Annotated in this window: 22 protein-coding genes; 13 read left to right on the forward strand and 9 right to left on the reverse strand. The window is 69.2% G+C overall.

Annotated elements, in window-relative coordinates; genetic code table 11:
• Nucleotides 1-2: 2 nt before the first annotated feature.
• From ACLHG5_RS09655 to ACLHG5_RS09670, 4 genes are all read right to left on the reverse strand, one after another.
• Nucleotides 3-803: an anti-sigma factor gene (locus ACLHG5_RS09655; protein ID WP_411316998.1), complete on the reverse strand. Its 801-nt coding sequence runs from the start codon at nucleotides 801-803 to the stop codon at nucleotides 3-5.
• Nucleotides 790-1,344, reverse strand: coding sequence for an RNA polymerase sigma factor (locus ACLHG5_RS09660; protein WP_411316997.1), 555 nt, complete (start codon nucleotides 1,342-1,344; stop codon nucleotides 790-792). The genes ACLHG5_RS09655 and ACLHG5_RS09660 overlap by 14 nt, the downstream gene beginning before the upstream one ends.
• Before the next feature lie 117 nt (nucleotides 1,345-1,461).
• Nucleotides 1,462-2,142 carry a class F sortase gene (locus ACLHG5_RS09665; protein WP_411318621.1) on the reverse strand — a complete coding sequence of 227 codons (681 nt, stop codon included), beginning with the start codon at nucleotides 2,140-2,142 and terminating at the stop codon, nucleotides 1,462-1,464.
• Nucleotides 2,143-2,162: 20 nt separating this feature from the next.
• A complete protein-coding gene (locus ACLHG5_RS09670; protein ID WP_411316995.1) occupies nucleotides 2,163-2,990 on the reverse strand; it encodes a DUF4397 domain-containing protein in 828 nt (275 codons plus the stop codon).
• Nucleotides 2,991-3,125: 135 nt separating this feature from the next.
• On the opposite strand from ACLHG5_RS09670, the gene ACLHG5_RS09675 reads away from it, so the two are divergent.
• From ACLHG5_RS09675 to ACLHG5_RS09685, 3 genes are read left to right on the forward strand one after another with little or no spacing between them, the layout of a single operon-like run.
• Entirely contained in the window at nucleotides 3,126-4,001 is an 876-nt protein-coding gene (locus ACLHG5_RS09675) for a VOC family protein (protein WP_411316994.1), read from the forward strand.
• Nucleotides 3,998-4,738: an SGNH/GDSL hydrolase family protein gene (locus tag ACLHG5_RS09680; protein WP_411318622.1), complete on the forward strand. Its 741-nt coding sequence runs from the start codon at nucleotides 3,998-4,000 to the stop codon at nucleotides 4,736-4,738. Before ACLHG5_RS09675 ends, ACLHG5_RS09680 begins: the two co-directional genes overlap by 4 nt.
• Nucleotides 4,735-5,397, forward strand: a complete 663-nt coding sequence (locus tag ACLHG5_RS09685; protein WP_411318623.1) for a nucleoside/nucleotide kinase family protein — start codon at nucleotides 4,735-4,737, stop codon at nucleotides 5,395-5,397. Before ACLHG5_RS09680 ends, ACLHG5_RS09685 begins: the two co-directional genes overlap by 4 nt.
• Nucleotides 5,398-5,469: 72 nt before the next feature.
• On the opposite strand, the gene ACLHG5_RS09690 is transcribed toward ACLHG5_RS09685, so the two are convergent.
• Nucleotides 5,470-6,672, reverse strand: a complete 1,203-nt coding sequence (locus tag ACLHG5_RS09690) for an AI-2E family transporter (RefSeq protein ID WP_411316991.1) — start codon at nucleotides 6,670-6,672, stop codon at nucleotides 5,470-5,472.
• Between the two features lie 161 nt (nucleotides 6,673-6,833).
• On the opposite strand from ACLHG5_RS09690, the gene purS reads away from it, so the two are divergent.
• From purS to ACLHG5_RS09710, 4 genes are all read left to right on the forward strand, one after another.
• Nucleotides 6,834-7,094, forward strand: a complete 261-nt coding sequence (gene purS / locus ACLHG5_RS09695) for a phosphoribosylformylglycinamidine synthase subunit PurS (RefSeq protein ID WP_411316990.1) — start codon at nucleotides 6,834-6,836, stop codon at nucleotides 7,092-7,094.
• Nucleotides 7,094-7,789, forward strand: coding sequence for a phosphoribosylformylglycinamidine synthase subunit PurQ (gene purQ, locus ACLHG5_RS09700; protein ID WP_411316989.1), 696 nt, complete (start codon nucleotides 7,094-7,096; stop codon nucleotides 7,787-7,789). The genes purS and purQ overlap by 1 nt, the downstream gene beginning before the upstream one ends.
• 115 nt (nucleotides 7,790-7,904) lie before the next feature.
• Nucleotides 7,905-9,509 carry a peptide chain release factor 3 gene (locus ACLHG5_RS09705; RefSeq protein ID WP_411316988.1) on the forward strand — a complete coding sequence of 535 codons (1,605 nt, stop codon included), beginning with the start codon at nucleotides 7,905-7,907 and terminating at the stop codon, nucleotides 9,507-9,509.
• Between the two features lie 202 nt (nucleotides 9,510-9,711).
• Complete coding sequence (locus tag ACLHG5_RS09710; protein ID WP_411318624.1) at nucleotides 9,712-11,496, forward strand: BCCT family transporter; 1,785 nt, start codon at nucleotides 9,712-9,714, stop codon at nucleotides 11,494-11,496.
• A 416-nt stretch (nucleotides 11,497-11,912) separates the two neighbouring features.
• Here ACLHG5_RS09710 and ACLHG5_RS09715 read toward each other — a convergent pair whose 3' ends face one another.
• Both ACLHG5_RS09715 and ACLHG5_RS09720 read right to left on the reverse strand, forming a co-directional pair.
• Nucleotides 11,913-13,589 (reverse strand): ribonuclease J, encoded by a 1,677-nt coding sequence (locus tag ACLHG5_RS09715; RefSeq protein WP_411316986.1) that lies wholly within the window; start codon nucleotides 13,587-13,589, stop codon nucleotides 11,913-11,915.
• 157 nt (nucleotides 13,590-13,746) lie between these two features.
• Complete coding sequence (locus ACLHG5_RS09720; RefSeq protein ID WP_411316985.1) at nucleotides 13,747-14,121, reverse strand: MerR family transcriptional regulator; 375 nt, start codon at nucleotides 14,119-14,121, stop codon at nucleotides 13,747-13,749.
• A 119-nt stretch (nucleotides 14,122-14,240) separates the two neighbouring features.
• Between ACLHG5_RS09720 and ACLHG5_RS09725 the strand changes: the two genes are divergently transcribed.
• The 4 genes from ACLHG5_RS09725 to ACLHG5_RS09740 all read left to right on the forward strand — a co-directional run bounded on the left by ACLHG5_RS09725 (nucleotide 14,241) and on the right by ACLHG5_RS09740 (nucleotide 19,345).
• Nucleotides 14,241-15,770 carry a SulP family inorganic anion transporter gene (locus tag ACLHG5_RS09725; protein WP_411318625.1) on the forward strand — a complete coding sequence of 510 codons (1,530 nt, stop codon included), beginning with the start codon at nucleotides 14,241-14,243 and terminating at the stop codon, nucleotides 15,768-15,770.
• A gap of 169 nt (nucleotides 15,771-15,939) precedes the next feature.
• Nucleotides 15,940-16,401: a DUF3817 domain-containing protein gene (locus ACLHG5_RS09730; RefSeq protein ID WP_411316983.1), complete on the forward strand. Its 462-nt coding sequence runs from the start codon at nucleotides 15,940-15,942 to the stop codon at nucleotides 16,399-16,401.
• Nucleotides 16,402-16,628: 227 nt separating this feature from the next.
• Complete coding sequence (purL, locus tag ACLHG5_RS09735; protein WP_411318626.1) at nucleotides 16,629-18,941, forward strand: phosphoribosylformylglycinamidine synthase subunit PurL; 2,313 nt, start codon at nucleotides 16,629-16,631, stop codon at nucleotides 18,939-18,941.
• Between the two features lie 155 nt (nucleotides 18,942-19,096).
• Complete coding sequence (locus ACLHG5_RS09740; protein WP_411318627.1) at nucleotides 19,097-19,345, forward strand: hypothetical protein; 249 nt, start codon at nucleotides 19,097-19,099, stop codon at nucleotides 19,343-19,345.
• 77 nt (nucleotides 19,346-19,422) lie between these two features.
• Here ACLHG5_RS09740 and ACLHG5_RS09745 read toward each other — a convergent pair whose 3' ends face one another.
• Complete coding sequence (locus ACLHG5_RS09745; RefSeq protein WP_411318628.1) at nucleotides 19,423-20,331, reverse strand: SDR family NAD(P)-dependent oxidoreductase; 909 nt, start codon at nucleotides 20,329-20,331, stop codon at nucleotides 19,423-19,425.
• A gap of 88 nt (nucleotides 20,332-20,419) precedes the next feature.
• Here ACLHG5_RS09745 and nadE point away from each other — a divergent pair, with 88 nt between their 5' ends.
• Both nadE and ACLHG5_RS09755 read left to right on the forward strand, forming a co-directional pair.
• Complete coding sequence (nadE, locus tag ACLHG5_RS09750; RefSeq protein ID WP_411318629.1) at nucleotides 20,420-21,268, forward strand: ammonia-dependent NAD(+) synthetase; 849 nt, start codon at nucleotides 20,420-20,422, stop codon at nucleotides 21,266-21,268.
• A 40-nt stretch (nucleotides 21,269-21,308) separates the two neighbouring features.
• Entirely contained in the window at nucleotides 21,309-22,208 is a 900-nt protein-coding gene (locus ACLHG5_RS09755; protein ID WP_411316978.1) for an EamA family transporter, read from the forward strand.
• Nucleotides 22,209-22,252: 44 nt separating this feature from the next.
• Here ACLHG5_RS09755 and ACLHG5_RS09760 read toward each other — a convergent pair whose 3' ends face one another.
• The gene (locus ACLHG5_RS09760) at nucleotides 22,253-23,086 is read right to left on the reverse strand and encodes an SDR family oxidoreductase (RefSeq protein WP_411318630.1); all 834 of its coding nucleotides are present in this window, start codon (nucleotides 23,084-23,086) and stop codon (nucleotides 22,253-22,255) included.
• Between the last annotated feature and the right edge of the window lie 71 nt (nucleotides 23,087-23,157).

Raw genomic sequence — 23,157 nt, forward strand, 5'->3', positions numbered from 1 at the left:
CGCTACAGGTCGAGCGTTCCGCGCACGATCGAGTCGCCCGAGTGGGCCGGGTCGCCGTCGAGCGGTTCGACCGAGACATCCACGATGGGGAAGTCGGCGAGGTCGACGCCGTCGGGGATCGTGAACCGGCCGACGTCGCCCTCGAGCACACCGAGGCTGATGAGCTCGTCGAGGTCGGAGTTGAGCAGCCACACCTCGCGGTAGTCGCCTGCAGGTGCGGGGCCGCCCGCAACCGAGACGACGACGTCGCGCACACCGCTCGATGCGACCTCGACGGTCGCATCACCCGACGCGTCGGGGTGGGCATCGAGAGGGTCGAGCGACGCGGAGGCGAGCGGGGTCGGGTCGGCGAGTCGGCCGACCACGACGGCCGTGACCGCCGCGAGCGCTCCGACAGCGAGGAGTGTCGCACTCACGCCGAGGAGCACCCGCTGCGTGCGTGTGCGCGAGTTCACCCCACGTCGCGACGCGTGCTTCGTGCGGCGCCGCTCACGGAGGGGGACGTCGACGGAGGTCTCCGGCGCTCGGGGTGCTGCCGCGGCATCCGCTTCGCTCACCGTCGCCGGCCGCACGTCGGGCGACAGCTGGAGGGACTGACTGATGCGGTTCCAGACCTCGGGGTCGGGGGTCGCGAGAGCGTCGCCCGGGCGACCGGAGCGCGCGAGGTCGGCCACGCGCGTGAGGCTCTCGAGTTCGTGGGCGCACTCGGGGCAGTCGCGGATGTGCTCCACGTCGTCGCGCAAACCGTCGGTCTCGCCCATCGCGATCATCGCGATGATGTCGGGGTCACTATGCATCGTCATTCACCTCCAATCTTGTTCGGAGCCGATCGAGGCTTCGACGGATATGACTTTTGACCGTACCGAGCGGCATGCCCTCGCGGTCGGCGATCTGAGAGTGTGTCAGGTGGTCGTAGAACGCGAGAGCCATGATGCGGCGAGGCGTGTCGGGTAGCTGGGCGAGCTCGTCGGCGATGAGCAGGCGGTCGGCGATGTCGTCGCTCCACTCACCCTCGTCGACCTCGAGTGACGCCATGAGCGCCTCCCGGTCGCGGCGCTCCCGCGCGAGCCTCGCGTGGGCGTCGGCGATCGTGTTCTTCGCGATCCCGACGATCCAGGCGGCGAGTCTGGCTCGGCCCGGATCGAACGTGTGGCGCCCGATCCACGCCGACACGAAGACCTTCTGAGTCACATCTTCAGCCTCGACGCGGTCACCGAGAGAGCGCAGGGCCATCGAGTAGACGAGCCTGCTCCACCGGTCGTACATCTCGGCGAGCGCCCGCTCGTCTCCCGCCACGAACGTCGTGGCGAGCGACGACTGGTCGTCGTGGATCAGTTCAGTCACGGGTGTCCTGGTGAGGCGGAGCGATCTCGGCGCCGCAGTCGTTGCGACGCCCGACATCACGGTACCCCCGATCGCGCGGGAGCGCCTCCGACGGGTCGGTCGGCGTCGGCGCCCATGTCACTCGCTCGGAGAGTCGGCGACGGGCACCGCCGTGACGATGACGTTGTCGACGTAGTGGCCGGTCGCAGAATCGAATGCCCCGCCGCACGTCACGAGGGTGAGTCGAGGCGAACCACTCCGGTCGAAGACTTCCGCCATCGGTGCGTCGATCTTGCCGACCGTGCGCACCTCGGTCACGACATAGTCGGTCTGCGTGCCGTCGTCGCCCGAGAGCGTCACGACGCTGCCCTCGGCGGCGTTCGGCAAGCGGCTGAACGGTCCGATCCCGTCGTGACGGGAGTCGATGTGGGCGGCGATGACCGTCGCCCCCTCGTCGGCGTTCGCTCCCGGCCCGAATCGGTACCACCCCGCGGTGGCCGCGTCTTCGGGCAGACCCATCGCTCCCTCGGCGTCGAGCCCGTGCGCCTCGACCGTCATGTCGATGTCGAGGTCGGGCATCGTCAGACGCGTCGGAACGATCGTGTCGGATGCCGCGAGCGCCTCGATCGAGGCGTCGCGCGTGCCGATCTCCGGCACGGCCGTCTCGCCGGCGTCGGGCGAGGCTTCGGGGGTCGGCGCGACGCTCGCGGAGGGGGCGGGCGACGCGACGGGCTCGAGGGTGGGGCTCGTGCACCCGACGATCAGGGGCAGGGCGAGAGCCGACGCGATAAGCGCGACCCCCGCCCGTCCCCTGATCATCGTGATGGTGTTATTCGATCTCAGCGGCGTGCGGCCGAGCGGCGCGACGCGAAGAACGCACCCGCGGCGGCGAGCATGAGACCGAGCGCTCCGACGCCGAACCAGGTCGACTGGCTCGACGCGAGCGCGGCCGCTTCACCGGTCTGACCGGCGGGGATGCCGGCCGGCGGCGTGTGGAGTCCTTCGACGGTCTGCACGGCGAGGTCGAGGTTGTCGTCGTCGAGGCTGCCCCACGCGTAGACGATCGTGTTGACGCCCTCGGTGATGGGAACGTCGGCCGGGCCGATGAGGGCTTCGGTGGTTCCCGTCGCGGCGACGGACGCCGACACGGTCGACGCGGCGAGGTCGAGGATCGCCTCGTTGGGGTTCGACAGGTCGCTCACGACGGCGTCGCCGCCCGCGAGAACGTCGACGGCGGGGGCTGCTGCCGCGTGACGCACGGTCAGACGTCCCTCGCCGGCTGCGGTCGCCGAGATGTCGTTCTCGAACGCGGCGAGCGCCGGGTCGCCACCCTCGGTGAGGTGGGCTGCGGCGGTGTAGTTGGCTCCCGCGGCGAGCGTGACGTCGGCCTCGAGGATCGGGTCGTCGGCCGACTCGGCGTCGGGCGCCGTGAGTGCGAGCGCGTAGTCGCCGGCGGGCAGCGAGAGCTCATCGGTCACCGTGCCGGGCTCGAAGTCGTCGAGGGTCAGGTCACCGTTGACGTAGACGTCGACGGGAGTGTCGGGGATGCCGTGGAAGACGGTCAGCTGGGCGGTGTCGGCGGTCGCGGCACTCGCCGAGAGGGGAGCAGCGAGAGCGACGAGAATGGCGGCGCCGGCAGCTCCGCCAGCGGCAATACGTGATTTCACGGGATACTCCTGTTCATGCCCCGGGGGGCGGTTCGGTGGGTTACATAGAGGACTTCCCCCACAGACCGCGTTTTGGATGCACTCGGGCCGAAGTTTTTTCGGAATGCCCGCGACGCGACACCGGTTGACTCGACCATGGCCCCCGATCTCCTGCCCGCCGACACCGCGATGGGTGCGGTGACCCTCCTCGTCGCCGACCCCGACGCCATGACGCGCTACTACCGCGACGCGATCGGACTCGACGTGCTCGCGGCGGACGCCGGCACCGTCACTCTCGGTCGAGGCGGGCGCGCACTCATCCACCTCGAGTTCGCTCCCGACCTCTCGCCCGCCGCCCTCGGCTCGGCGGGGCTCTTCCACACCGCGATCCTCTTCGAGTCGCGCGCCGCGCTCGCGGCCGCCGTGTATTCGACCGCGACCCTCGCGCCGGCGAGCTTCACCGGGAGCGCCGACCACCTCGTGAGCCAGGCGTTCTACTTCACCGACCCCGAGGGCAACGGCGTGGAGCTCTATTGGGACCGCGATCGGACGCAGTGGAGCTGGGTGCACGGCCACATCGAGATGGCGACGCTCGCCCTCGACCCCAACGCGTTCATCCGCGAGCACATCGAACTCGACACGGCCGCGGCCTCGACGACACCCCTGAGCCCCGGCGGCGCCGAGGTCGGGCACGTGCACCTCTCGGTCGGGGACATCGCTCAGGCGCGGGAGTTCTACGTCGACCGTCTGGGTTTCGAGACGACCGCCGCGCTCGGCGACCAGGCCCTCTTCGTGAGCGCGGGCGGATATCACCACCACATGGCCATGAACACGTGGGCATCACGGGGGGCGAGCCCGCGAACGCGAGCGCTCGGCCTCGGCGAAGTCGACATCGTCGTGCCCTCGTCCGACGAAGTCGGCGCACTCGTGGAGCGCATGACCCACTTCGGATCCGCTCCCGCCGACGACGGGCGCACCGTGACGATCTCCGACCCGTGGAACAACACCATCCGGGTAACGTCGAGCGCGTGACCGCCTTCACCCGCCTCGCCGCTCTGCCCCGAGCTCCGGTGCTGTGGCGACAGAGCAGACGGCTGCGGCGAGACACCCCCCGCTTGCCCGACGCGGCGCTGCCGTGGTCGGGGTCGAGACCGGGGCCCGACCCCGTTCGACTCGTGGTGGTCGGCGACTCGACGGCGGCCGGTGTCGGAGCCGACACCCAAGACGACGCGCTGCCCGGATGGTTCGCCGTGGAGATCGAGAGGCGCTTCGCCCGCGGCACCCAGTACGCGGCCTTCGGTCGAAACGGTGCGACCGCTCGCGATGTCGTCGAGAGCCACCTCGGTGCGGCCACGGCCCAGCCCTTCGACCTGGCCCTCCTCACGATCGGCGCGAACGACGCCCTCGGGTTGCGGTCGCGGACATCCTTCGCCAGGGATGTCGCGGCGATCGTCGCCCGCATGCGCGAGGCGAGCCCCGACGCAACCGTGCTCGTCTCGCTTCTGCCGCGATTCGACAGGTTCGAGTTGCTGCCTCAACCGCTGCGATCCACCCTCGGAGCGCACGCGATGAGTCTCGACGCCGCCGCGCGCGCTGCCGTGGAGCGCCTCGACGGGGTCATCGCCATTCCGCCGCCCCCGCCCTACGTCGACGGCTTCTTCGCGACCGACCGGTTCCACCCCAGCCGTGACGGCTATCGCATGTGGGCGGAATACGTCTTCGACTACGCAGACACGGTGGGGTTCACCCTCGGCGACGCTCCCTCGTGACCGCCTCGCCCCGCACTCTCTCGACCCTCGAGGAGGTCGTGGTCACCGTGCTCGACGTGAGCGGCGATGCCGCCCGGAGCGGTCGCGATCGCGTGCTCATCGGAATAGCGGGCGCACCGGGGGCCGGAAAGTCGACGCTCAGCGCGGCTCTCGTTTCGCGACTCCGCGAGCACGGTGAGCGCGTGGCGGTTCTGCCGATGGACGGCTTCCACCTGTCGCAGCGGCGCCTCGTCGAGCTCGGGCGCCGCGATCGCATGGGCGCCCCCGACACGTTCGACGTCGACGGCTTCGTCGCGACGCTGCGGCGCGTGCGAGCCGGATACGGCGGCGAGACGACCGCGCCCGGTTTCGATCGCACCGTGGAAGAGGCTGTGCCCCACGCCGTCACGATCGCCGCCGACACCCGCATCGTGGTCGTCGAGGGCAACTATCTCCTGCTCGAGATCGGGAGCTGGGTCGAGGTCGCGGCGCTGCTCGACCACGCGATGGTCGTCGAGGTCGCGCGAGAGCTGCGGCTCGAGAGACTCGTGGCCCGACACATCCGCTTCGGAAAGTCGGAGTCGGATGCCCGCGCCTGGGCTCTCGGCCCCGACGACGCCAATGCGCGGCTCGTCGAGCAGTCGGCACACCGCGCCGACTCCCGCGTCAAGCTCGACTAGCGCACCGTGTCGACAGGCTCGGTGACCGGGGGCCACTGAGCCCATCGAGGGCACGACGACTGTCGAGGGGCGCTACGACTTCGCGGGCTTGCGCAGGAGGCCGCGCGACACCTTCGACTTGCGGTCGGCCGCTTGAGACACGTATCTGCCTCGCGCCGATTTGGGGGTGTCGATGCCGGGCACGGGCACGTTCTCACCGCTCCACGACTTGACGATCGCCCACGCGACCGCGGTGAGCGGCACGGAGAGGAGGGTTCCGACGATGCCGCCGAGAACGGTTCCCGCGGTCAACGCGAGCAGCACGACGAGGCCGTTGAGCTTGAGGGCGTTGCCGAGCACGAACGGCGCGAGCAGGTTGCCTTCGAGCTGGTTGACCGCGACGACGATGATCGTGACGATGATCGCCGTGTTGAGGTCGTTGGTCACGAGCGCGACGAGGGCCGCGATGATGCCCGCGGCGGTCGCACCCACGATGGGGATGAACGCTCCGATGAACACGATGACCGCGAGAGGCAGGGCGAGCTGCACGTCGAGCACGAACAGCCCGATTCCGATGATCACCGCGTCGACGAGGGCCACGGTCGCGGTGCCGCGGATGTATCCGCCGAGAACCTCGACCGCGCGGTTGCCCGCGTTGCGCGCCTTCGTGTGCGTCTCGGCGTCGAACGCCTTGATCAGGAACGCCCACATCTGCGGGCCCTCCTTGAGGAAGAAGAACAGGATGAAGATGAAGAGCACGGTTCCCGTGAGGAACTCGACCGCGGTCGTGACACCGGCGAGCGCACCCGAACCGAACTGGCTGCTCGTCAAGAAGTCCTGACCCGCGGCGATGGCGTCGTTGATGACATCCTGATCGACCGGAAGGCCGCCGTTCTGCACGAGGGCGATGAGTTCGTCGATGCCTTCGAGCACCGACTGCTCGAGGCTGTCGTACTCCGCTTGCACCGCGAACACGACACCCGTGATGATCCCGCCGAGCACCGAGACGCCGAGGAGCAGCGAGATGATCGCCGCGAGGGTGCGGGGCATGACGCTCTCGAGCCAGCGCACGACCGGTCGCAGCGCCGACGCGATGATGAGCGCGATGATCACGGGGATGACGACGAGCTTGAGGGTCACCGTCGCGTAGATGACGGCGATGACGACGAGCAGCAGCAGGAGCGCTTGCGCCGCCCGGGTCGCGGCGGCGCCGAGGGGGTCGGTCCACAGCGACTTGGGTGTCTTCGTCGGGTCGACCTGCTCGGCCACCCGGGCCGGGCGTGAACGTGTGAACATGGCAACCCCTATCGTCAAGTTTCGACAGTACAGCCCTCCCGCGCTACCGAGCGGGGGCTTGCGGATGCGCGCGGCGAGCGTCGGTAGACTGGGCACTATTCCCGGCTGGTCGTGCGGTCTCGCGCGAACCGCCACCGCCCGACTCGCAAACGGAGTGACCGGTGCCCACAATCCTCGTCGAGGTCATGCCCAAGGCCGAACTTCTCGACCCCCAAGGAAAGGCCGTCGCCGGCGCGCTCGCGCGCACGGGCCACGTTCAGATCTCCGACGTGCGCGTCGGCAAGAGGTTCGAGATCACGGTCGACGGCGACGTGACCGACGCAGTGCTCGCCGACATCCGCGAGATCGCCGACACGGTGCTGTCTAACGCGGTCATCGAAGACGTCGTGAGCGTGCGCGTCGCCGACGAGGCCTCCGTCTGATGCGCGTCGGCGTCATCACCTTCCCGGGAAGCCTCGACGATCGCGACGCCCAGCGCGCCGTGCGACTCGCGGGCGCCGAGCCCGTGGCCCTGTGGCACGGCGAGCACGACCTGCACGGTGTCGACGCCCTCGTTCTGCCCGGCGGTTTCAGCTACGGCGACTATCTGCGTGCCGGTGCGATCGCGAGCCTCTCGCCGATCATGGCCGAGGTCGTCACGGCGGCCGAGCGCGGCATGCCCGTGCTCGGCATCTGCAACGGCTTCCAGATGCTCGCCGAAGCGCACCTCCTCCCCGGCGGGCTCATCCGCAACGACCACGGCAGCTTCATCTGCCGCGACCAGCGACTGCGCGTCGAGAACACGTCGACCGCGTGGACGAACGGTTTCGCCGAGCAAGCCGAGATCACCATCCCGCTCAAGAACGGCGAAGGCGGGTTCATCGCCGACGCCGAGACCATCGCGCGACTCGAGGGCGAAGGCCGCGTGGTCTTCCGCTACCTCGGCGTGAACCCCAACGGGTCGATCGACGACATCGCGGGCGTCTCGAACGAGCGCGGCAACGTCGTGGGCCTCATGCCGCACCCCGAACACGCCGTCGAGGAGGGCTTCGGCCCCGACACCCCGCTCGCCATGCGCTCGGGCACCGACGGCCTCACCCTCTTCACCTCCGCGATCAGCTCCCTGCTCGCCGCCTGACCCGTCCACCGCCTCGGCGGTGGTGCCGACTTCGCGTCGGCGGCATCGCCCCGGTGCCGCCCCCGTCGGCGAGTGGCAGACATCCGCTCCCCGACATCCACCGAAACCAGGAATCATGGCTCAGCCCGTCGACGCCGCCGACCTCGACATCGCGACCGAGGCCCGTCGCCGCCGCACCTTCGCGGTGATCTCGCACCCGGATGCCGGCAAGTCGACGCTCACCGAAGCGCTGCTGCTGCACGCCCGCGCCATCACGACCGCGGGAGCCGTGCACGGCAAGGCGGGCCGTCGCGGCACCGTCTCCGACTGGATGGCGATGGAGCAGGAGCGCGGCATCTCGGTGACGTCGACCGCGATCCAGTTCGATTACGACGACACGATCATCAACCTCGTCGACACCCCCGGCCATGCCGACTTCTCCGAAGACACCTACCGCGTGCTCTCGGCCGTCGACGCCGCCGTCATGCTCGTCGACGCCGCCAAAGGCCTCGAGGTGCAGACGATGAAGCTCTTCGCGGTGTGCAAGCAGCGCGACCTGCCCGTGATCACCGTCATCAACAAGTGGGACCGCCCGGGCCTCGACGCCCTCGCGCTGCTCGACGAGATCAAAGACCGCACCGGACTCGTGCCGACCCCTCTCACGTGGCCGGTCGGCATCGCGGGCGACTTCCGCGGGGTGCTCGACCGCTCGACGGGCGAATTCGTGCACTTCGACCGCTCCCCGGGAGGTGCGACGAGGCCGATCGCCGAGCGACTGTCGCCCGCGGAAGCCGAGGAGCGCGAGGGGGTCGCGTGGGAGACCGCCGTCGAAGAGGTCGAGCTCCTCGACGCCGAAGGGCAGGATCACGACGACGAGCGCTTTCTCGGCAACGAGACCACGCCCGTGCTGTTCAGTGCCGCCGTCGCAGGGTTCGGTGTGCACGAACTGCTCGAGACGCTCGTCGAGATCGCTCCGCCCGCCGACGCCCGAGTGGATGCCGCGGGCGAGCGTCGCGGGGTCGACACCGACTTCTCGGGCTTCGTCTTCAAAGTGCAGTCGGGGATGAACACCGCGCACCGGGACCACGTCGCGTTCGTGCGCGTGTGCTCGGGGCTGTTCCGCCGCGGGATGATCGTGACCCACCAGGCCACCGGGCGCCCGTTCGCCACGAAATACGCCCAGCAGCTCTTCGGTCGCGTGCGCGAAGTAGCCGACTACGCGTGGCCGGGCGACGTCGTCGGGCTTGTCAACGCGTCGGCGCTGCGCGTCGGCGACTCGGTGTTCGAGGGCACCCCCGTCGAGTTTCCCCGACTGCCGATGTTCTCGCCCGAACACTTCAGGGTCGCGCGCTCCGCCGACTCGAGCAAGCACAAGCAGTTCCGCCGCGGAATCGAGCAGCTCGACCACGAGGGCGTCATCCAGGTGATGCGAAGCGACCTGCGCGGAGACCAGTCCCCGGTGCTCGGCGCTGTGGGCCCCATGCAATTCGAGGTCGTCGTCGAGAGGATGACCCACGACTTCGGTGCCGCCATCCGCCTCGAAACCCTGCCGTACGAGGTCGCGAGAGGTACAGACCCCGCCGGAGCAGCCGCTCTCGAGAAGGAGCGCCAGTGCGAAGTGCTCACGAGATCGGATGGCGCGCTCATCGCGCTCTTCAGCACGCAGTGGCGGTTGCAAGCGCTGCAGAAACTGCACCCCGACGTGCTGCTCGGCGAAGTCGCGGCATTCGGGCGCGGCTGAGGCCGGTTTCGATCGCACGGCCGGGCGACGCGGCACTCAGCGTGCTCGGGTAGCCTCGAACGCTGTGCATTTCCCGTGTGACTTCCGCGCCCCAACGAGATAGGAGCACCCCCTGACCAAGCTCGACCGCACGTCCGCCACGAAAGGCGCGTCTCCCGACGCCCCTGACGTCACCCCTGCACCCTCGCGCCTCGCCGTCTGGGTGTTCTGGCCCGCCGCCGTCATCATCCTCGGCATCGCGGCTTTCGCGCTCATCGCGCCTGATGTCGCCACGAACGTCTTCTCGACCCTGCAGACCACGGTCGTCAACTCGTTCAGCTGGTATTACGTGCTCCTCGCCGCGATGTTCGTCGTCTTCGCGATCTGGATGGGGGCGAGCCGATTCGGCGACATCAAACTCGGCAACGACGACGACAAGCCCGAGTTCTCGTTGCTCGCCTGGATCTCGCTGCTCTTCGCCGCCGGGATGGGCATCGGCCTCGTCTTCTACGGTGTCTCCGAGCCTCTCACCCACTACGCGAGCCCGCGTCCGGGTGTGACCGGCTCCGACACCGAGCTCGCGCAAGCGGCCATGTCGCAGACCTTCCTGCACTGGGGGCTCCACGCCTGGGCGATCTACGTGGTCGTCGGACTCGCCCTCGCCTACGCCATCCACCGTCGCGGCCGCCCCGTCTCGATCCGCTGGGCTCTCGAGCCCCTGCTCGGCAAGCGCGTGCGCGGCGGCTGGGGCAACGCGATCGACGTCATCGCTCTCGTCGGAACCGTCTTCGGTGTCGCGACCTCGCTCGGCCTCGGCGTGCTGCAGATCTCCGCGGGTCTCGAGTCGGCGAGCATCGTCGAGTCGTCGCTCACCATCCAGATCATCGTCATCGCGATCATCACCGGTCTCACGATCATCTCGCTCGTGTCGGGGATCGGGCGCGGCATGAAGTGGCTGTCGACAGCCAACCTGCTTCTCGCCGCAGCGCTCCTGATCTTCCTGCTCTTCGCGGGCCCGACCCAGTTCCTCCTGCGCGAGTTCGTGCAGTCGATCGGAAACTACCTGCAGAACTTCCTCGGGTTGAGCTTCACCGTGAGCGCCTTCGCGGGCACCGAGGGCGAAGAGTGGCAAGCGGGCTGGACGACCTTCTACTGGGGCTGGTGGATGTCGTGGGCCCCGTTCGTCGGTGTCTTCATCGCCCGCGTCTCGCGCGGCCGCACCGTGCGCGAGTTCGTCATGGGAGTTCTCCTCGTGCCGACGCTCATCACGTTCCTCTGGTTCGCGGTGCTCGGCGGGAGCGCGCTCTACCGCGAGCTCTACGGCGCGGGCGGGCTCGTCGGCGACGACGGCTCCGTCGACTCCAACTCCGCCCTCTTCGCCCTCTTCGAGGGCATGCCCGGCGAGATCGTGCTCACCTTCGGGGCGATCCTGCTCATCGGTGTGTTCTTCGTCACCTCGTCGGACTCCGGCTCACTCGTCATGTCGATGATCGCCACGGGTGGCTCGCCCGACCCGAAGAACCGCATCCGCGTATTCTTCGCCGTCGCCACGTCGGTGCTCGCCATCGCACTCCTCCTCGCGGGGGGACTCGACGCACTGCAGACCGCGGCGATCCTGTCAGCACTGCCCTTCAGCGTCGTCATGATCCTCATGTGCATCGCGACCGTCATCGCCTTCCAGCGGGAACGTCGCGCCTACGATCGCGCCCGGCGTGCCGCGTTCGTCGGCGACATCGGCGAGTTCTACGGACTCGAGGTCGAAGCACCGGGCGAACGCGAGCCGGTGCACCCGCTGCGTCGCCTCGGCGAGAGGCTGCGCGGCGGTGCGAAGGCGACGACCGCGCCGACCGGGGCCACGCGCACCGTTGCCCCCGGGGCCGCCGGTGCACCCGGGGCGACCGGGCCGGCAGGGGAAGACCGCGAGGTCGGCCCCGACGAGGTCGACGACGTGCGCCGCGCACTCCGCGACTCCGACGAGCTCCCCGAGCACGGTAACGACCGCAGCTAGACAGCGACTCGACCCTGCACCGGGGTCCCGGCACCCGATGGGTGTCGGGACCTCGTCGTTCGCCGGGCGTGACGCGCGCGCGGGCGCGCGTGCGGGCGCTAGCGCGCGTGGCAGGTTGATGCGCGTAGCTCGCGACATCCGCCGCCCATTTCGGCATCCGCTGTTCTGATGTGCCCGGCGGATGCCGATCGGCCCGGCGCCCGCGCGATCAACCCGGGTTCGGGGCAGCCGGCACGGGGAGCCGGCATTGGGAGCCGGAGCCGCGCCGATGCGAGGATGCGCGCTGTGGCCACGACGTTTCGCACATCCGATCCACCCGATCAGCGGATGACGGCGCGAACGGGATCGGACCGGCCGCGACGGCACGCACAAAGGGGGTCCCGCCTCAGCGGAACCCCCTCCTCGAACTCGATCGCCTACGCGTCGACCACGATCGCCGTGATCACGGGCGAGCGGCGGTGCTTGCGCTGCAGCCAGCGTCCGAGCGTCTTGGTGAAGAGCTGCTCGAGCTCCTGGCCGTCGCGCACGCGCTGCGCCTTCATGGCGTCGTCGATCGCGCGGGTCGCCTCGCGGATCCACTGGTCGTCGTGCACGAACCCGCGCGCCAAGAACTCGACCGGCTCGACGAGCTTGCCGGTCTTCTGGTCGAAGATCCCGAGCACCGTGATGGCGCCCTCCTCGGCGAGCACGCGGCGATCGTTGAGTGCCTCTTCGCTCGCCCCACCCACGTGGGCGCCGTCGACGAAGACGTAGTCGACCTTCACGCGACCGGTGATGGATGCACGCCCGTCGACGAGGTCGATGGTGACACCGTTCTCGGCGATGAGGGTGCGGTCTTCGGCGACACCCGTGCGGATCGCGAGTTCGGCGTTGGCCACGAGGTGGCGCCACTCGCCGTGCACGGGCATGACGTTCGACGGCTTCACGATGTTGTAGCAGTAGACGAGCTCGCCCGCACTCGCGTGGCCGGAGACGTGCACCTTCGCGTTGCCCTTGTGCACGACGTTCGCACCCCAGCGGGTGAGTCCGTTGATCACGCGGTAGATGGCGTTCTCGTTGCCGGGGATGAGCGAACTCGCGAGAAGCACGGTGTCGCCCTCGCCGATCTTGATGATGTGCTCGCGGCTCGCCATGCGCGAGAGGGCGGCCATGGGTTCACCCTGCGAGCCGGTGCACACGAGCACGACCTTGTCTGCGGGCATCCGCTCGAGCTCTTTGAGGTCGACGACGAGACCCTTGGGCACGTTGAGGTAGCCGAGGTCACCGGCGATCGCCATGTTGCGCACCATCGAGCGGCCGACGAACGCGACCTTGCGGTTGTGGCGTGCCGCGGCATCGAGAACCTGCTGGATGCGGTGCACGTGGCTCGCGAAGCTCGACACGACGATGCGGCGGGGCGCGGTGCGGAACACCTCGTCGACGGCCGGGCGGATGCCCTCCTCCGACATCGTGAAGCCGGGCACCTCCGCGTTGGTGGAGTCGACGAGGAACAGGTCGACACCCTCCTCGGCGAGGCGCGCGAACGCCCCGAGGTCGGTGATGCGCTTGTCGAGAGGGAACTGGTCCATCTTGAAGTCACCCGTGTGCAGCACGAGGCCCGCATCGGTGCGGATCGCGATCGCGAGGCCGTCGGGGATGGAGTGGTTGACGGCGACGAACTCGAGGTCGAACGGACCCATCTCGCGGGTCTCGCCCTCCTTCACCGTGATGAACGGCGGCTTGAGCTTGTGCTCCTGGAGCTTCGCCCCGAGGAACGCGAGCGTGAGCTGCGACCCGATCACGGGGATGTCTTCGCGCTCCTTCAGGAGGTACGGCACGCCACCGATGTGGTCTTCGTGGCCGTGGGTGAGCACGATCGCCTCGATGTCGTCGAGGCGGTTACGGATCGACGAGAAGTCGGGCAGGATGACGTCGATGCCCGGCTGGTTCTCTTCGGGGAACAGCACGCCGCAGTCGACGATGAGCAGTTTGCCCTTGTGCTCGAACACGGTCATGTTGCGACCGATCTCGCCGAGCCCCCCGAGGGCGGTGACGCGCAGGGCGCCGTCGTTGAGGCGGGGCGGTTTGCCGAGATCGAGCGGATGCATGGTCATAGGGCTTCTCTCTGAAGTCGTGTGGATGGTGCAGGAATGCGTGTGTGGGGCGAGCGGGGCGCGGGCCGGAGGCGGCGCGGTGAGGGCTCGTCTCCCCTATTCTCCACCCTCGACCGCGTGAGACGGGCGACGGCGGCGCGAACAGGGTCTGTACAGCTCACCGGGAGCGGAGCTGGGCGATGAACTCGTCTGCCCACGCGAGGTGGTCGCGGAGGCGTTCGCGGCGTTGCTCGGCGTCGACGATGAACCCCTGCAGGCGCTCCCGGGCGGCGGCGACATCCGTCTCGGCCGGGGTGTTCTCGAGGGCGTGCACGATGTCGAGCACCTCGCCCATCTCGTCGAGACTGAAACCGAGGGGCTTCATGCGGCGGATCACCATGAGTCGTTCGAGATCGTCGTCGTCGTAGAGACGGAAGCCACCGTCAGACCGGTCGGAGGGATGAAGCAGACCGACCTCGTCGTAGTGGCGGATGGTGCGCAGCGAGAGTCCTGTCTTGTCTGCGAGTTCGCCGATCTGCATCCGTTCAGGCACGAGAACAACTATACCCTCACGTGAGGGTAGGGTTGTCTCCGGCGCGATCGCGCCCCCACATCTCCGCGCCGACAGTGACGTCGCACGCCGCATCCCCGACACCACCGCAAGGAGCACCCATGCCCATCACCGAACGCGCGCCCGCCGCATCCGCCCCCGGAGCCCGCAACCCCCACGGCGTCATGACGGCGCTCCGCACCCCGCGCATCCTCACGCGCGAAGTTCTCGCCGGCCTCGTCGTCGCGCTCGCCCTCATTCCCGAGGCGATCTCCTTCTCGATCATCGCGGGCGTCGACCCGCGGCTCGGGCTGTTCTCGTCGTTCGTCATGGCCATCTCGATCGCCATCCTCGGCGGGCGCCCCGCCATGATCACCGCGGCGACCGGAGCGATCGCCCTCGTCATCGCGCCCGTCGCCCGTGACCACGGCGTCGACTACCTCATCGCGACGGTCATCCTCGGCGGGGTGTTCCAGGTGATCCTCGCCGTCATCGGCGTTGCGAAGCTCATGAGGTTCATCCCGCGCAGCGTGATGGTGGGCTTCGTCAACGCCCTCGCGATCCTCATCTTCACGTCGCAGATCCCCTACCTCATCGGGGTGCCGTGGCTCGTCTACCCGCTCGTCGCCGGCGGGATCATCATCATGGTCCTCCTGCCGCGCATCACGCGCGTCATTCCGGCGCCGCTCGTCGCCATCGTGGTCATCACCGTCGCGACCGTCGTCGCGGCGATCGCCGTGCCGACCGTCGGCGACCAGGGCGAACTGCCCGACGGACTCCCGTCGCTGTTCTTCCCCGACGTTCCCCTGAACCTCGACACCCTCGCGATCATCGCGCCCTACGCCCTCGCCATGGCGCTCGTCGGGCTGCTCGAGTCGCTCATGACCGCGAAACTCGTGGACGACATCACCGACACGCGCTCGCAGAAGACCCGCGAGAGCTGGGCGCAAGGCGTCTCCAACATGCTCTCCGGTTTCTTCGGCGGCATGGGCGGCTGCGCCATGATCGGCCAGACGATGATCAACGTGAAAGCGTCCGGTGCTCGCACTCGCATCTCGACCTTCATGGCCGGGGTGTTCCTCATCATCCTCATCGTGCTGCTCGGCGACGTCGTCGCGATCATCCCGATGGCGGCCCTCGTCGCCGTCATGATCATCGTGTCGGTCGCGACCTTCGACTGGCACAGCATCCGCATCTCCACCCTCAAGCGCATGCCCAAGAGCGAGACGATCGTGATGGTGGCCACGGTCGCGGCCGTCGTCATCACCCACAACCTCGCGATCGGGGTCATCCTCGGGGTCGTCGTGGCGATGATCCTCTTCGCGCGACGCGTCGCGCACTTCGCCACCGTCGAGCGCACCCTCAACGAGACGCCCGACGGCACGGATGTCGCGCACTACACGGTCTCGGGCGAACTGTTCTTCGCCTCGAGCAACGACCTCACCACCCAGTTCGACTACGCCGACGACCCGCACGACGTCGTCATCGACATGAGCGGGTCGCACGTGTGGGACGCCTCGACCGTCGCGTCGCTCGACGCCATCACGACCAAGTACGAGAAGCACGGCAAAACGGCGACCATCATCGGCATGAACCAGGCGAGCACCGATATCCACGCGCGGCTCGCGGGCAACCTCGGGGCGGGGCACTAGGGCGGGGGCCGCGGGCGCGGGCCGCGGTCGCGGGCTGGGCGCCGCCGGGGCGGGTCGCACCCCGCCTCCGCTCAGGCACGCGACGGTAGGCTCGCAGCCGCACACCGGCGCGCGCGAACCGTGCGCCCCGCGACATCCCGTCCCCTGACGTCACACCTCCGGAGCCCCGTTGTCACCGAGACTCTTCTACCGCACGCTCTCGATCGCCGAAGCGGTCACCTGGACGATGCTCCTCACGGGCATGTTCCTCAAATACGTCGTCGATGTGACCGATGTCGGTGTCACGATCGGTGGGGCCGCCCACGGGTTCGTCTTTCTCGCGTACTGCATGACGGTCGTGGTCGTGGGCCTCAATCAGCGCTGGAGCGTCGGGCTCATGATCGGCGGTTTCGCGTCGGCGGTGGTGCCGTATGCGACGATCCCGTTCGACCGCTGGCTGGAGCGCCGCGACCGACTGACCGGCGGATGGCGGCGCACCGCCGTCGAGGGTGACCCGCGTGATTCGCGACCTCTCGACCGTCTCGTGCGCTGGCTCATCCGTCACCCGGTGCTTTTCGGGGCGCTCTTCGTGGTCGCCCTCGTGGCGGTCTACGCGACCCTGCTCGTCGTGGGCCCACCCGGCGGCGACTGACCCCGCCGCCCCCCAAACCCCCCGCCCACAGTGCGCAGTTTCCGCGAGCGTATGCCGGATCCGACGTACGCTCGCGGAAACTGCGTACCTTCGGGGCCCGCAGCTTGCGCGGCCGCAGCTTGCGCGGCCGCCGCTTGCGCGACCGGAGCCCGCGCGGGGCGGGGCCGCGACCCCTCGATAGACTGAGGCGACCGTGCCGGTCGTCGAACGCGAGGAGCACCGCACACGTGAGCGCCACCACCCCCACCCGTCCCGCACCGGATTCGGTGAGCAACGCCGCCGCGACTCCCGACAAAGAGCAGCCCTACGGCGCGCTCGGCCTCAAGGCCGACGAATACGCGAAGATCCGCGAGATCCTCGGCCGCCGCCCCACGAGCGGCGAGCTCGCGATGTACTCCGTGATGTGGAGCGAACACTGCTCCTACAAGAGCTCCAAGATCTACCTCCGCCAGTTCGGCCAGAAGGTCAGCCCCAAGATGACCGAGAACCTCATGGTCGGCATGGGCGAGAACGCCGGGGTCGTGGATGTCGGCGAAGGCTGGGCTGTGACGTTCAAAATCGAGTCGCACAACCACCCGTCCTACATCGAGCCTTTCCAGGGCGCGGCCACGGGTGTCGGCGGCATCGTGCGCGACATCATCTCAATGGGCGCGCGCCCGGTCGCCGTCATGGACGCCCTCCGTTTCGGCGCGATCGACGCCGAAGACACCGCGCGCGTCGTCGACGGCGTGGTGTCGGGCATCAGCTTCTACGGCAACTGCCTCGGCCTCCCCAACATCGGCGGGGAGACCTATTTCGACGCCGTCTACCAGGCCAACCCCCTCGTCAACGCTCTCGCGGTCGGCGTGCTCCGCCACGAAGACCTGCACCTCGCCAACGCGCGCGGCGTCGGCAACAAGGTCGTGCTGTTCGGTGCTCGCACCGGCGGCGACGGCATCGGCGGGGCATCCATCCTCGCGTCCGACTCGTTCTCCGAGGGCGGCCCGACGAAGAGGCCCGCGGTGCAGGTCGGCGACCCGTTCGCCGAGAAGGTGCTCATCGAGTGCTGTCTCGAGCTGTTCGCGCAGGATCTGGTCGAAGGCATCCAGGATCTGGGCGCCGCCGGCATCTCGTGCGCGACGAGCGAGTTGGCGAGCAACGGTGACGGCGGAATGCACATCGAGCTCGACAGGGTGCTGCTGCGCGACCCCTCTCTCACAGCCGAGGAGATCCTCATGTCGGAGAGCCAGGAGCGCATGATGGCGATCGTCACGCCCGACAAGCTCGAGGGGTTCTTGAAGGTCGTCGAGAAGTGGGATGTCGAGACGAGCGTTCTCGGCGAGGTCACCGACACCGGGCGGCTCATCATCGAGTGGCAGGGCGAGACGATCGTCGACGTCGAGCCGCGCACGGTCGCGGTCGACGGCCCCGTCTACGAGCGCCCCGTCTCCTACCCGACCTGGATCGACGCCCTGCAGGCCGACTCCGCGTCGACCCTCGCGCGCCCGACCGACAGCGCCGAACTGCGCGCGCAGTTCTTGACCCTCCTCGGCAGCCCGAACATCGCCGACAAGAGCTGGATCACCGACCAGTACGACCGCTACGTCATGGGCAACACGGCCCTCTCCTTTCCGGATGACGGCGGCATGGTGCGCGTCGACGAGGAGTCGGGGCTCGGCTTCTCGGTCGCGACCGACGCCAACGGCCGCTTCTGCCAGCTCGACCCCTACGCCGGCGCTCGCGTCGCCCTCGCCGAGGCGTTCCGCAACGTCGCCGTCACGGGAGCGACCCCCGTCGCCGTCTCCGACTGCCTCAACTTCGGCAGCCCGGAGAACCCCGAGGTCATGTGGCAGTTCTCCCGCGCGGTCGAGAGCCTCGCCGACGGCTGCCTCGAACTCGAGATCCCGGTCACGGGCGGCAACGTGTCGTTCTACAACCAGACGGGGGATGTCCCCATCCACCCGACCCCGGTCGTCGCCGTTCTCGGTGTCATCTCCGACGTCGCGACGCGCATCCCCTCGGGGTGGCAAGACGAGGGCGACAACATCTACCTGCTCGGCACCACGGCTGAGGAGCTGGACGGCTCGGCGTGGGCGGGAGTCATCCACGACCACCTCGGCGGTGTGCCCCCGGTCGTCGACTTCGAGGCCGAGAAGGCTCTTGCCGAACTCATCTCGGCGGGTGGTTCCGGCAGCCTCATCGGCGCGGCGCACGACCTCGCCGACGGCGGCCTCGCGGTCGCCCTCGCCGAAGCGGTGCTGCGTTTCGGCATGGGGGCGCGCGTGTGGCTCACCGAGATCATGCAGCGTGACGGTGTGGATGCGGCGACCGCCCTCTTCAGCGAGTCGACCGGTCGCGTGATCGTGTCGGTTCCGCGCGAGGACGACGTGCGCTTCCAGGGCCTGTGCGAGGGTCGCGGTTACCCGGTGCTGCGCATCGGGGTGACCGACGACTCGGGCGAGCTCGAGGTGCAAGACGAGTTCACGGTGTCGCTCGACGACCTGCAGCGGGCGCACCGCTCGACGCTTCCCGCGCACTTCGGGCCTCGCGTCGGCGACTGAGCCGCCGCGCAGCCCTCGCGCAGCTCCCGCGTCGCTGCCCCGCTGCTGCAGGAGAAATCCCGCGATGCGCGCGCTCTGCAGGAGAATTTTCTTCTCGGCAAACAGAAACTCCTGCATCGCCGTCGCCGTTCCTCGTGTAGCAAGGGAGAAGCATCATGCAACCTCGAACTGTCGCCGTCATCGGCGCCCTGACGATCGCCCTCGGTTTCATCGTTGCGCAACTTCTCACCGCGGCGGCGGGAGCCGTGAGCCTCTACGGCGGCACGCAGCTCGATCAGACCCTTCTCGCCGTGGTCTTCAGCGTGGGCGGGCTGGTGACGGATGTCGCGGTGCCCCTCGGTTCGGCCATGGTCGGTGTCGGAGCTGCCCTCCACTTCACCCGACGACAGCACGAGCACGCCTGACTGGGGCGGATGCGTCGGTCAGCTCGAGCCCACCAGCACGCCCACGACGGATGCCTGCCGCGAACCCCACTCGCTCCCTACGGCCGGAAGCGCTCGCCCGTCCACTGCTCCGAGAGCCGCCACAGTTCGCGTCCGAAGTCGGGGGAGGCACTCGACGCGACCGGGGTGACGGCCACAGGGAGCCCCTTGGTCAGGTATTCGGGCCCGAAGAAGTCACCGCTCACCGCCGCGGGGTCGGTCGCCGCGCGCACGACGGGCGCGGCTCCCCGGTTCTTGCCCTGAGCACCGAACGCGAGGAGCATGCCCGCGCCGCCCCCCTCGACGATGCCGCCACGGGTGGCCGTGAGGCTGTCGATCGCGTAACCCGGGTGGGAAAGCACCGCGCTCACATCAGTTCCGGATGCGCGCAACCGACGGTCGAGCTCGAGGATGAAGCCGTGCACAGCGTGCTTCGTGAAACCGTAGGCACGGAAGAAACCGAAGCGGTGCTCGCTCTGCAGATCGGCGGGGTCGAGGGGCACGATGAGGGTCGCGAGACTCCCGAGCCCGACGATGCGGCTTTTGGGCGTGCGCTCGAGTGCCGGGAACGCCCGCGCGGTGAGCGCGAAATGCCCGATGTAGTTGGTGGCCATCGTGAGCTCGTGGCCGTCGACGCTCGTCTGGCGGTCCCGGGCACCGGTCGTCGTGCCGGCGTTGAGAATGAGCCCGTCGACGCGGTCGAACTCGGCGATGCGGTCGCCGGCCGCGCGGGCCGACTCGAGCGACGACAGGTCGACGGGGAGGTACTCGAGCCGAGCGTCGGCGACGCGCGCGCGAATGGCCGCCTTCGCGACATCCGCTCTGCCCTCGTTTCTTGCGGCGATCACGATGGTGGCGCCCGCTCGCGCGAGCTGTTCGCCCGCGAAGTATCCGAGGCCCGCAGTGCCTCCCGTGATCACGAACCGGCGGCCGGTCTGGTCGGGGAGTCTCGACGGTGTCCAATTCATGTCGCGAGGCTAGCAATTCGTTCTCAATGAGCCCCGAATGCCATCTCAAGCGGTGCGCGGTGGCTCCCTCGCGCTCTACCGTGGGGTCATGCGCGAAACACAGCAACGGATCATCACCGACCTCGCCGTGACGGCGACCATCGACCCCGCCGCCGAGATCGAGGCGCGAGTGGACTTCTTGTGCGCCTACGCCGAGCAGACCGGCGCGAAAGGGTTCGTTCTCGGCATCAGCGGCGGCCAGGACTCCTCCCTCGCCGGCCGACTGTGCCAGCTCGCCGTCGAGAGGCTCGCCGAGCGGGCCGTCGAGTCCGAGTTCCTCGCCGTGCGTCTGCCGTATTCGGTGCAAGCAGATGAGGATGACGCGCAGCTCGCCCTCTCGTTCATCCGCCCCACGCGCACCGTGACGTTCAACATCCAGCGCGGCGTCGACGGTTTCGAAGCCGAATACGCCGACGCCCTCGGCGACGAGATGGTCGACTTCACGAAGGGCAACGTGAAGGCGCGCTCGCGCATGGTCGCGCAGTACGCGATCGCCGGCCAGCGCTCACTCCTCGTGGTCGGCACCGACCACGCCGCCGAAGCGGTGACCGGGTTCTTCACCAAGTACGGCGACGGTGGCGCCGACATCCTTCCGCTCTCCGGTCTCTCGAAGCGCCAGGGCAAGGCCCTGCTCGAGCACCTCGAGGCCCCCGAGCGCCTCTATCTGAAGGCGCCCACGGCCGACCTCCTCGACGACAACCCCGGCCAGACCGACGAGGCCAACCTCGGACTCACCTACGCCGACATCGACGCTTTTCTCGAGGGGCAGGATGTCACGGTCGAGGTCGCCGAGACGATCGAGGCACGCTATCTCGCGACCGAGCACAAGCGCCGCACCCCGGTCGCGCCGAGCGACGACTGGTGGCGCGTGACCGACGAGAACAGCTACACGACCTGACCGATTTCGCTCGCGCGCGCGAGCGTCGTACGGTCGACACGTGACCGCCTCTCCCCCCTCCCGCGGCGGCGGGTCGGTCGCCGCGTCCGGGCTCGTCGTGCTCGGCCTCGCGTGCCAGGAGGTGGGTGCTTCCGTCGCCGTTCTGCTGTTCCCGACGGCGGGCGCTCTCGGCACCGTGACCCTGCGCCTCGTGTTCTCGGCCCTCTTTCTCGTCGCGATCTTCCGACCGCGCTGGCGCGGCCGCTCGCGCGCCGACTGGGGCGTCGTCGCGGGGTTCGGCCTCGTGCTCGCGGGCATGAACGTGATGTTCTACGAGGCGCTCGCGCGATTGCCTCTCGGTGCCGCGGTGACGATCGAGGTCGTCGGGCCCCTCATCCTGTCTGTCGTGATGGGGCGGAGGCTCGCGAGCTGGTTGTGGGCGGTGCTCGCGTTCGTCGGGGTCGCCCTGCTCGGGGCCGGAGGTGTCACAGGGTTGGACCCCGTCGGCGTGCTCTTCGCGGCGGGGGCGGGCGCGGCATGGGCCGGATACATCCTGCTCTCCGCGCGCACCGGAAGCCGCTTCGAGCGACTCGACGGACTCGCGATCGCGATGGTGATCGGGAGCCTCGCGACCCTGCCGTTCGGCATCGCCGCGACCGGGTCGGTGCTCTTCTCCCCGACCGTGCTGCTGCTCGGAGCCGCGATCGCCGTGCTGTCGTCGGCGATCCCCTACGCCGCCGAACTCATCGCCCTGCGGAGGGTCACCGAGTCGGCGTTCGCGATCCTCATGAGCCTCGCGCCCGCCGTCGCTGCCCTCGCGGGGCTGCTCGTGCTCGGGCAGCAACTCACGCTCGTGCAGTACATCGCCATCGGCCTCGTCATCGTCGCGAGTGCTGGCGCCGTGCGCACGTCGAATCGTCAAGCGCGCCAGCCCGGCGACATCGTGCCGCCCACGCCGTGAGCGGCCCGGCGCCGCCCCGGCACCCGGCCCCCGCGAACCGCCGCTCAGAGCCCTTCGGGCAGCGGGGACGTCGGGCGGCCGATGAGGCGTGAGAGATCGCCCGGTGTGACGGCGAGCAACCCCTCGCGGATGTTCTGGTCGAGCCCGACGACGAACCCGGCCGTGCCTTCGTCGAGACCCGCCGCGAGCAGGGAGGCGCGGTGCTCGTCCGGCGTCAGTCGCACGTAGGTCACGTCGCGCCCGACGAGGTCGGTCACCGCGGCCGCGAGCTCGTCGTAGCTCCACGCGTAGTCGCCGCTGAGCTCGAGCGTGCGGCCCGTGAGCGAGTCGTCGAGGAGGGCGACGGCGGCGGCCTCGGCGAAGTCCCGGCGCGTGGCACTCGCGACCCGACCGTCACCGACACTCGCCTCGATCGTGCCGCTCTCGCGAGCTGACGCGACCTGGGCCGCGTAGTTCTCGGTGTACCAGCCGTTGCGAAGAATCGTGAACGGCACCCCCGACGCGATGAGGTGCTCTTCGGTCGCCTTGTGCTCGGGGGCGAGAAGCAGATCGGATGTCGTCGCATCGAGCACCGAGGTGTAGATCACGCGGGCGACTCCCGCGTCTTTCGCCGCGTCGATCATGCCGCTGTGCTGGTCGACGCGCTGCCCGACCTCGCTCCCCGACACGAGCAGCAGCGTGTCGCCGCCCTCCACGGCGGCGGAGAGGGTGGAGGGGTCGCTGTAGTCGACGACCGCGGTCGGCACCGAGAGCGAACCGAGTCGCTCGGCGTTGCGTCCGGTCGCGAGGATGTCTGCGGGGTCGGCGCCGCGAGCGAGAAGCGCGTCGACGACGAGGGATCCGAGGGAGCCCGTGGCTCCGGTGACGATGTAGGTCATGAGGGTGTCCTTTCGTAGGTGCACCGACTCAAACGCCTGCGGCCCGAAAAGCTTCCCGCCCGGTCGAGGGG

Origin of the sequence: Marisediminicola sp. LYQ85, assembly GCF_046600695.1 — a bacterium.
Lineage (GTDB): Bacteria > Actinomycetota > Actinomycetes > Actinomycetales > Microbacteriaceae > Marisediminicola.

Excerpts from the sequence above, each read along its gene's own strand:
- ACLHG5_RS09655 (WP_411316998.1), bottom strand. The coding sequence starts at position 803 with ATGACGATGCATAGTGACCCCGACATCATCGCGATGATCGCGATGGGC.
- ACLHG5_RS09665 (WP_411318621.1), bottom strand. The coding sequence starts at position 2,142 with ATGATCAGGGGACGGGCGGGGGTCGCGCTTATCGCGTCGGCTCTCGCC.
- ACLHG5_RS09675 (WP_411316994.1), top strand. The coding sequence starts at position 3,126 with ATGGCCCCCGATCTCCTGCCCGCCGACACCGCGATGGGTGCGGTGACC.
- ACLHG5_RS09690 (WP_411316991.1), bottom strand. The coding sequence starts at position 6,672 with ATGTTCACACGTTCACGCCCGGCCCGGGTGGCCGAGCAGGTCGACCCG.
- purQ (WP_411316989.1), top strand. The coding sequence starts at position 7,094 with ATGCGCGTCGGCGTCATCACCTTCCCGGGAAGCCTCGACGATCGCGAC.
- ACLHG5_RS09705 (WP_411316988.1), top strand. The coding sequence starts at position 7,905 with ATGGCTCAGCCCGTCGACGCCGCCGACCTCGACATCGCGACCGAGGCC.
- ACLHG5_RS09715 (WP_411316986.1), bottom strand. The coding sequence starts at position 13,589 with ATGACCATGCATCCGCTCGATCTCGGCAAACCGCCCCGCCTCAACGAC.
- ACLHG5_RS09725 (WP_411318625.1), top strand. The coding sequence starts at position 14,241 with ATGCCCATCACCGAACGCGCGCCCGCCGCATCCGCCCCCGGAGCCCGC.
- ACLHG5_RS09740 (WP_411318627.1), top strand. The coding sequence starts at position 19,097 with ATGCAACCTCGAACTGTCGCCGTCATCGGCGCCCTGACGATCGCCCTC.
- ACLHG5_RS09745 (WP_411318628.1), bottom strand. The coding sequence starts at position 20,331 with ATGAATTGGACACCGTCGAGACTCCCCGACCAGACCGGCCGCCGGTTC.
- nadE (WP_411318629.1), top strand. The coding sequence starts at position 20,420 with ATGCGCGAAACACAGCAACGGATCATCACCGACCTCGCCGTGACGGCG.
- ACLHG5_RS09760 (WP_411318630.1), bottom strand. The coding sequence starts at position 23,086 with ATGACCTACATCGTCACCGGAGCCACGGGCTCCCTCGGATCCCTCGTC.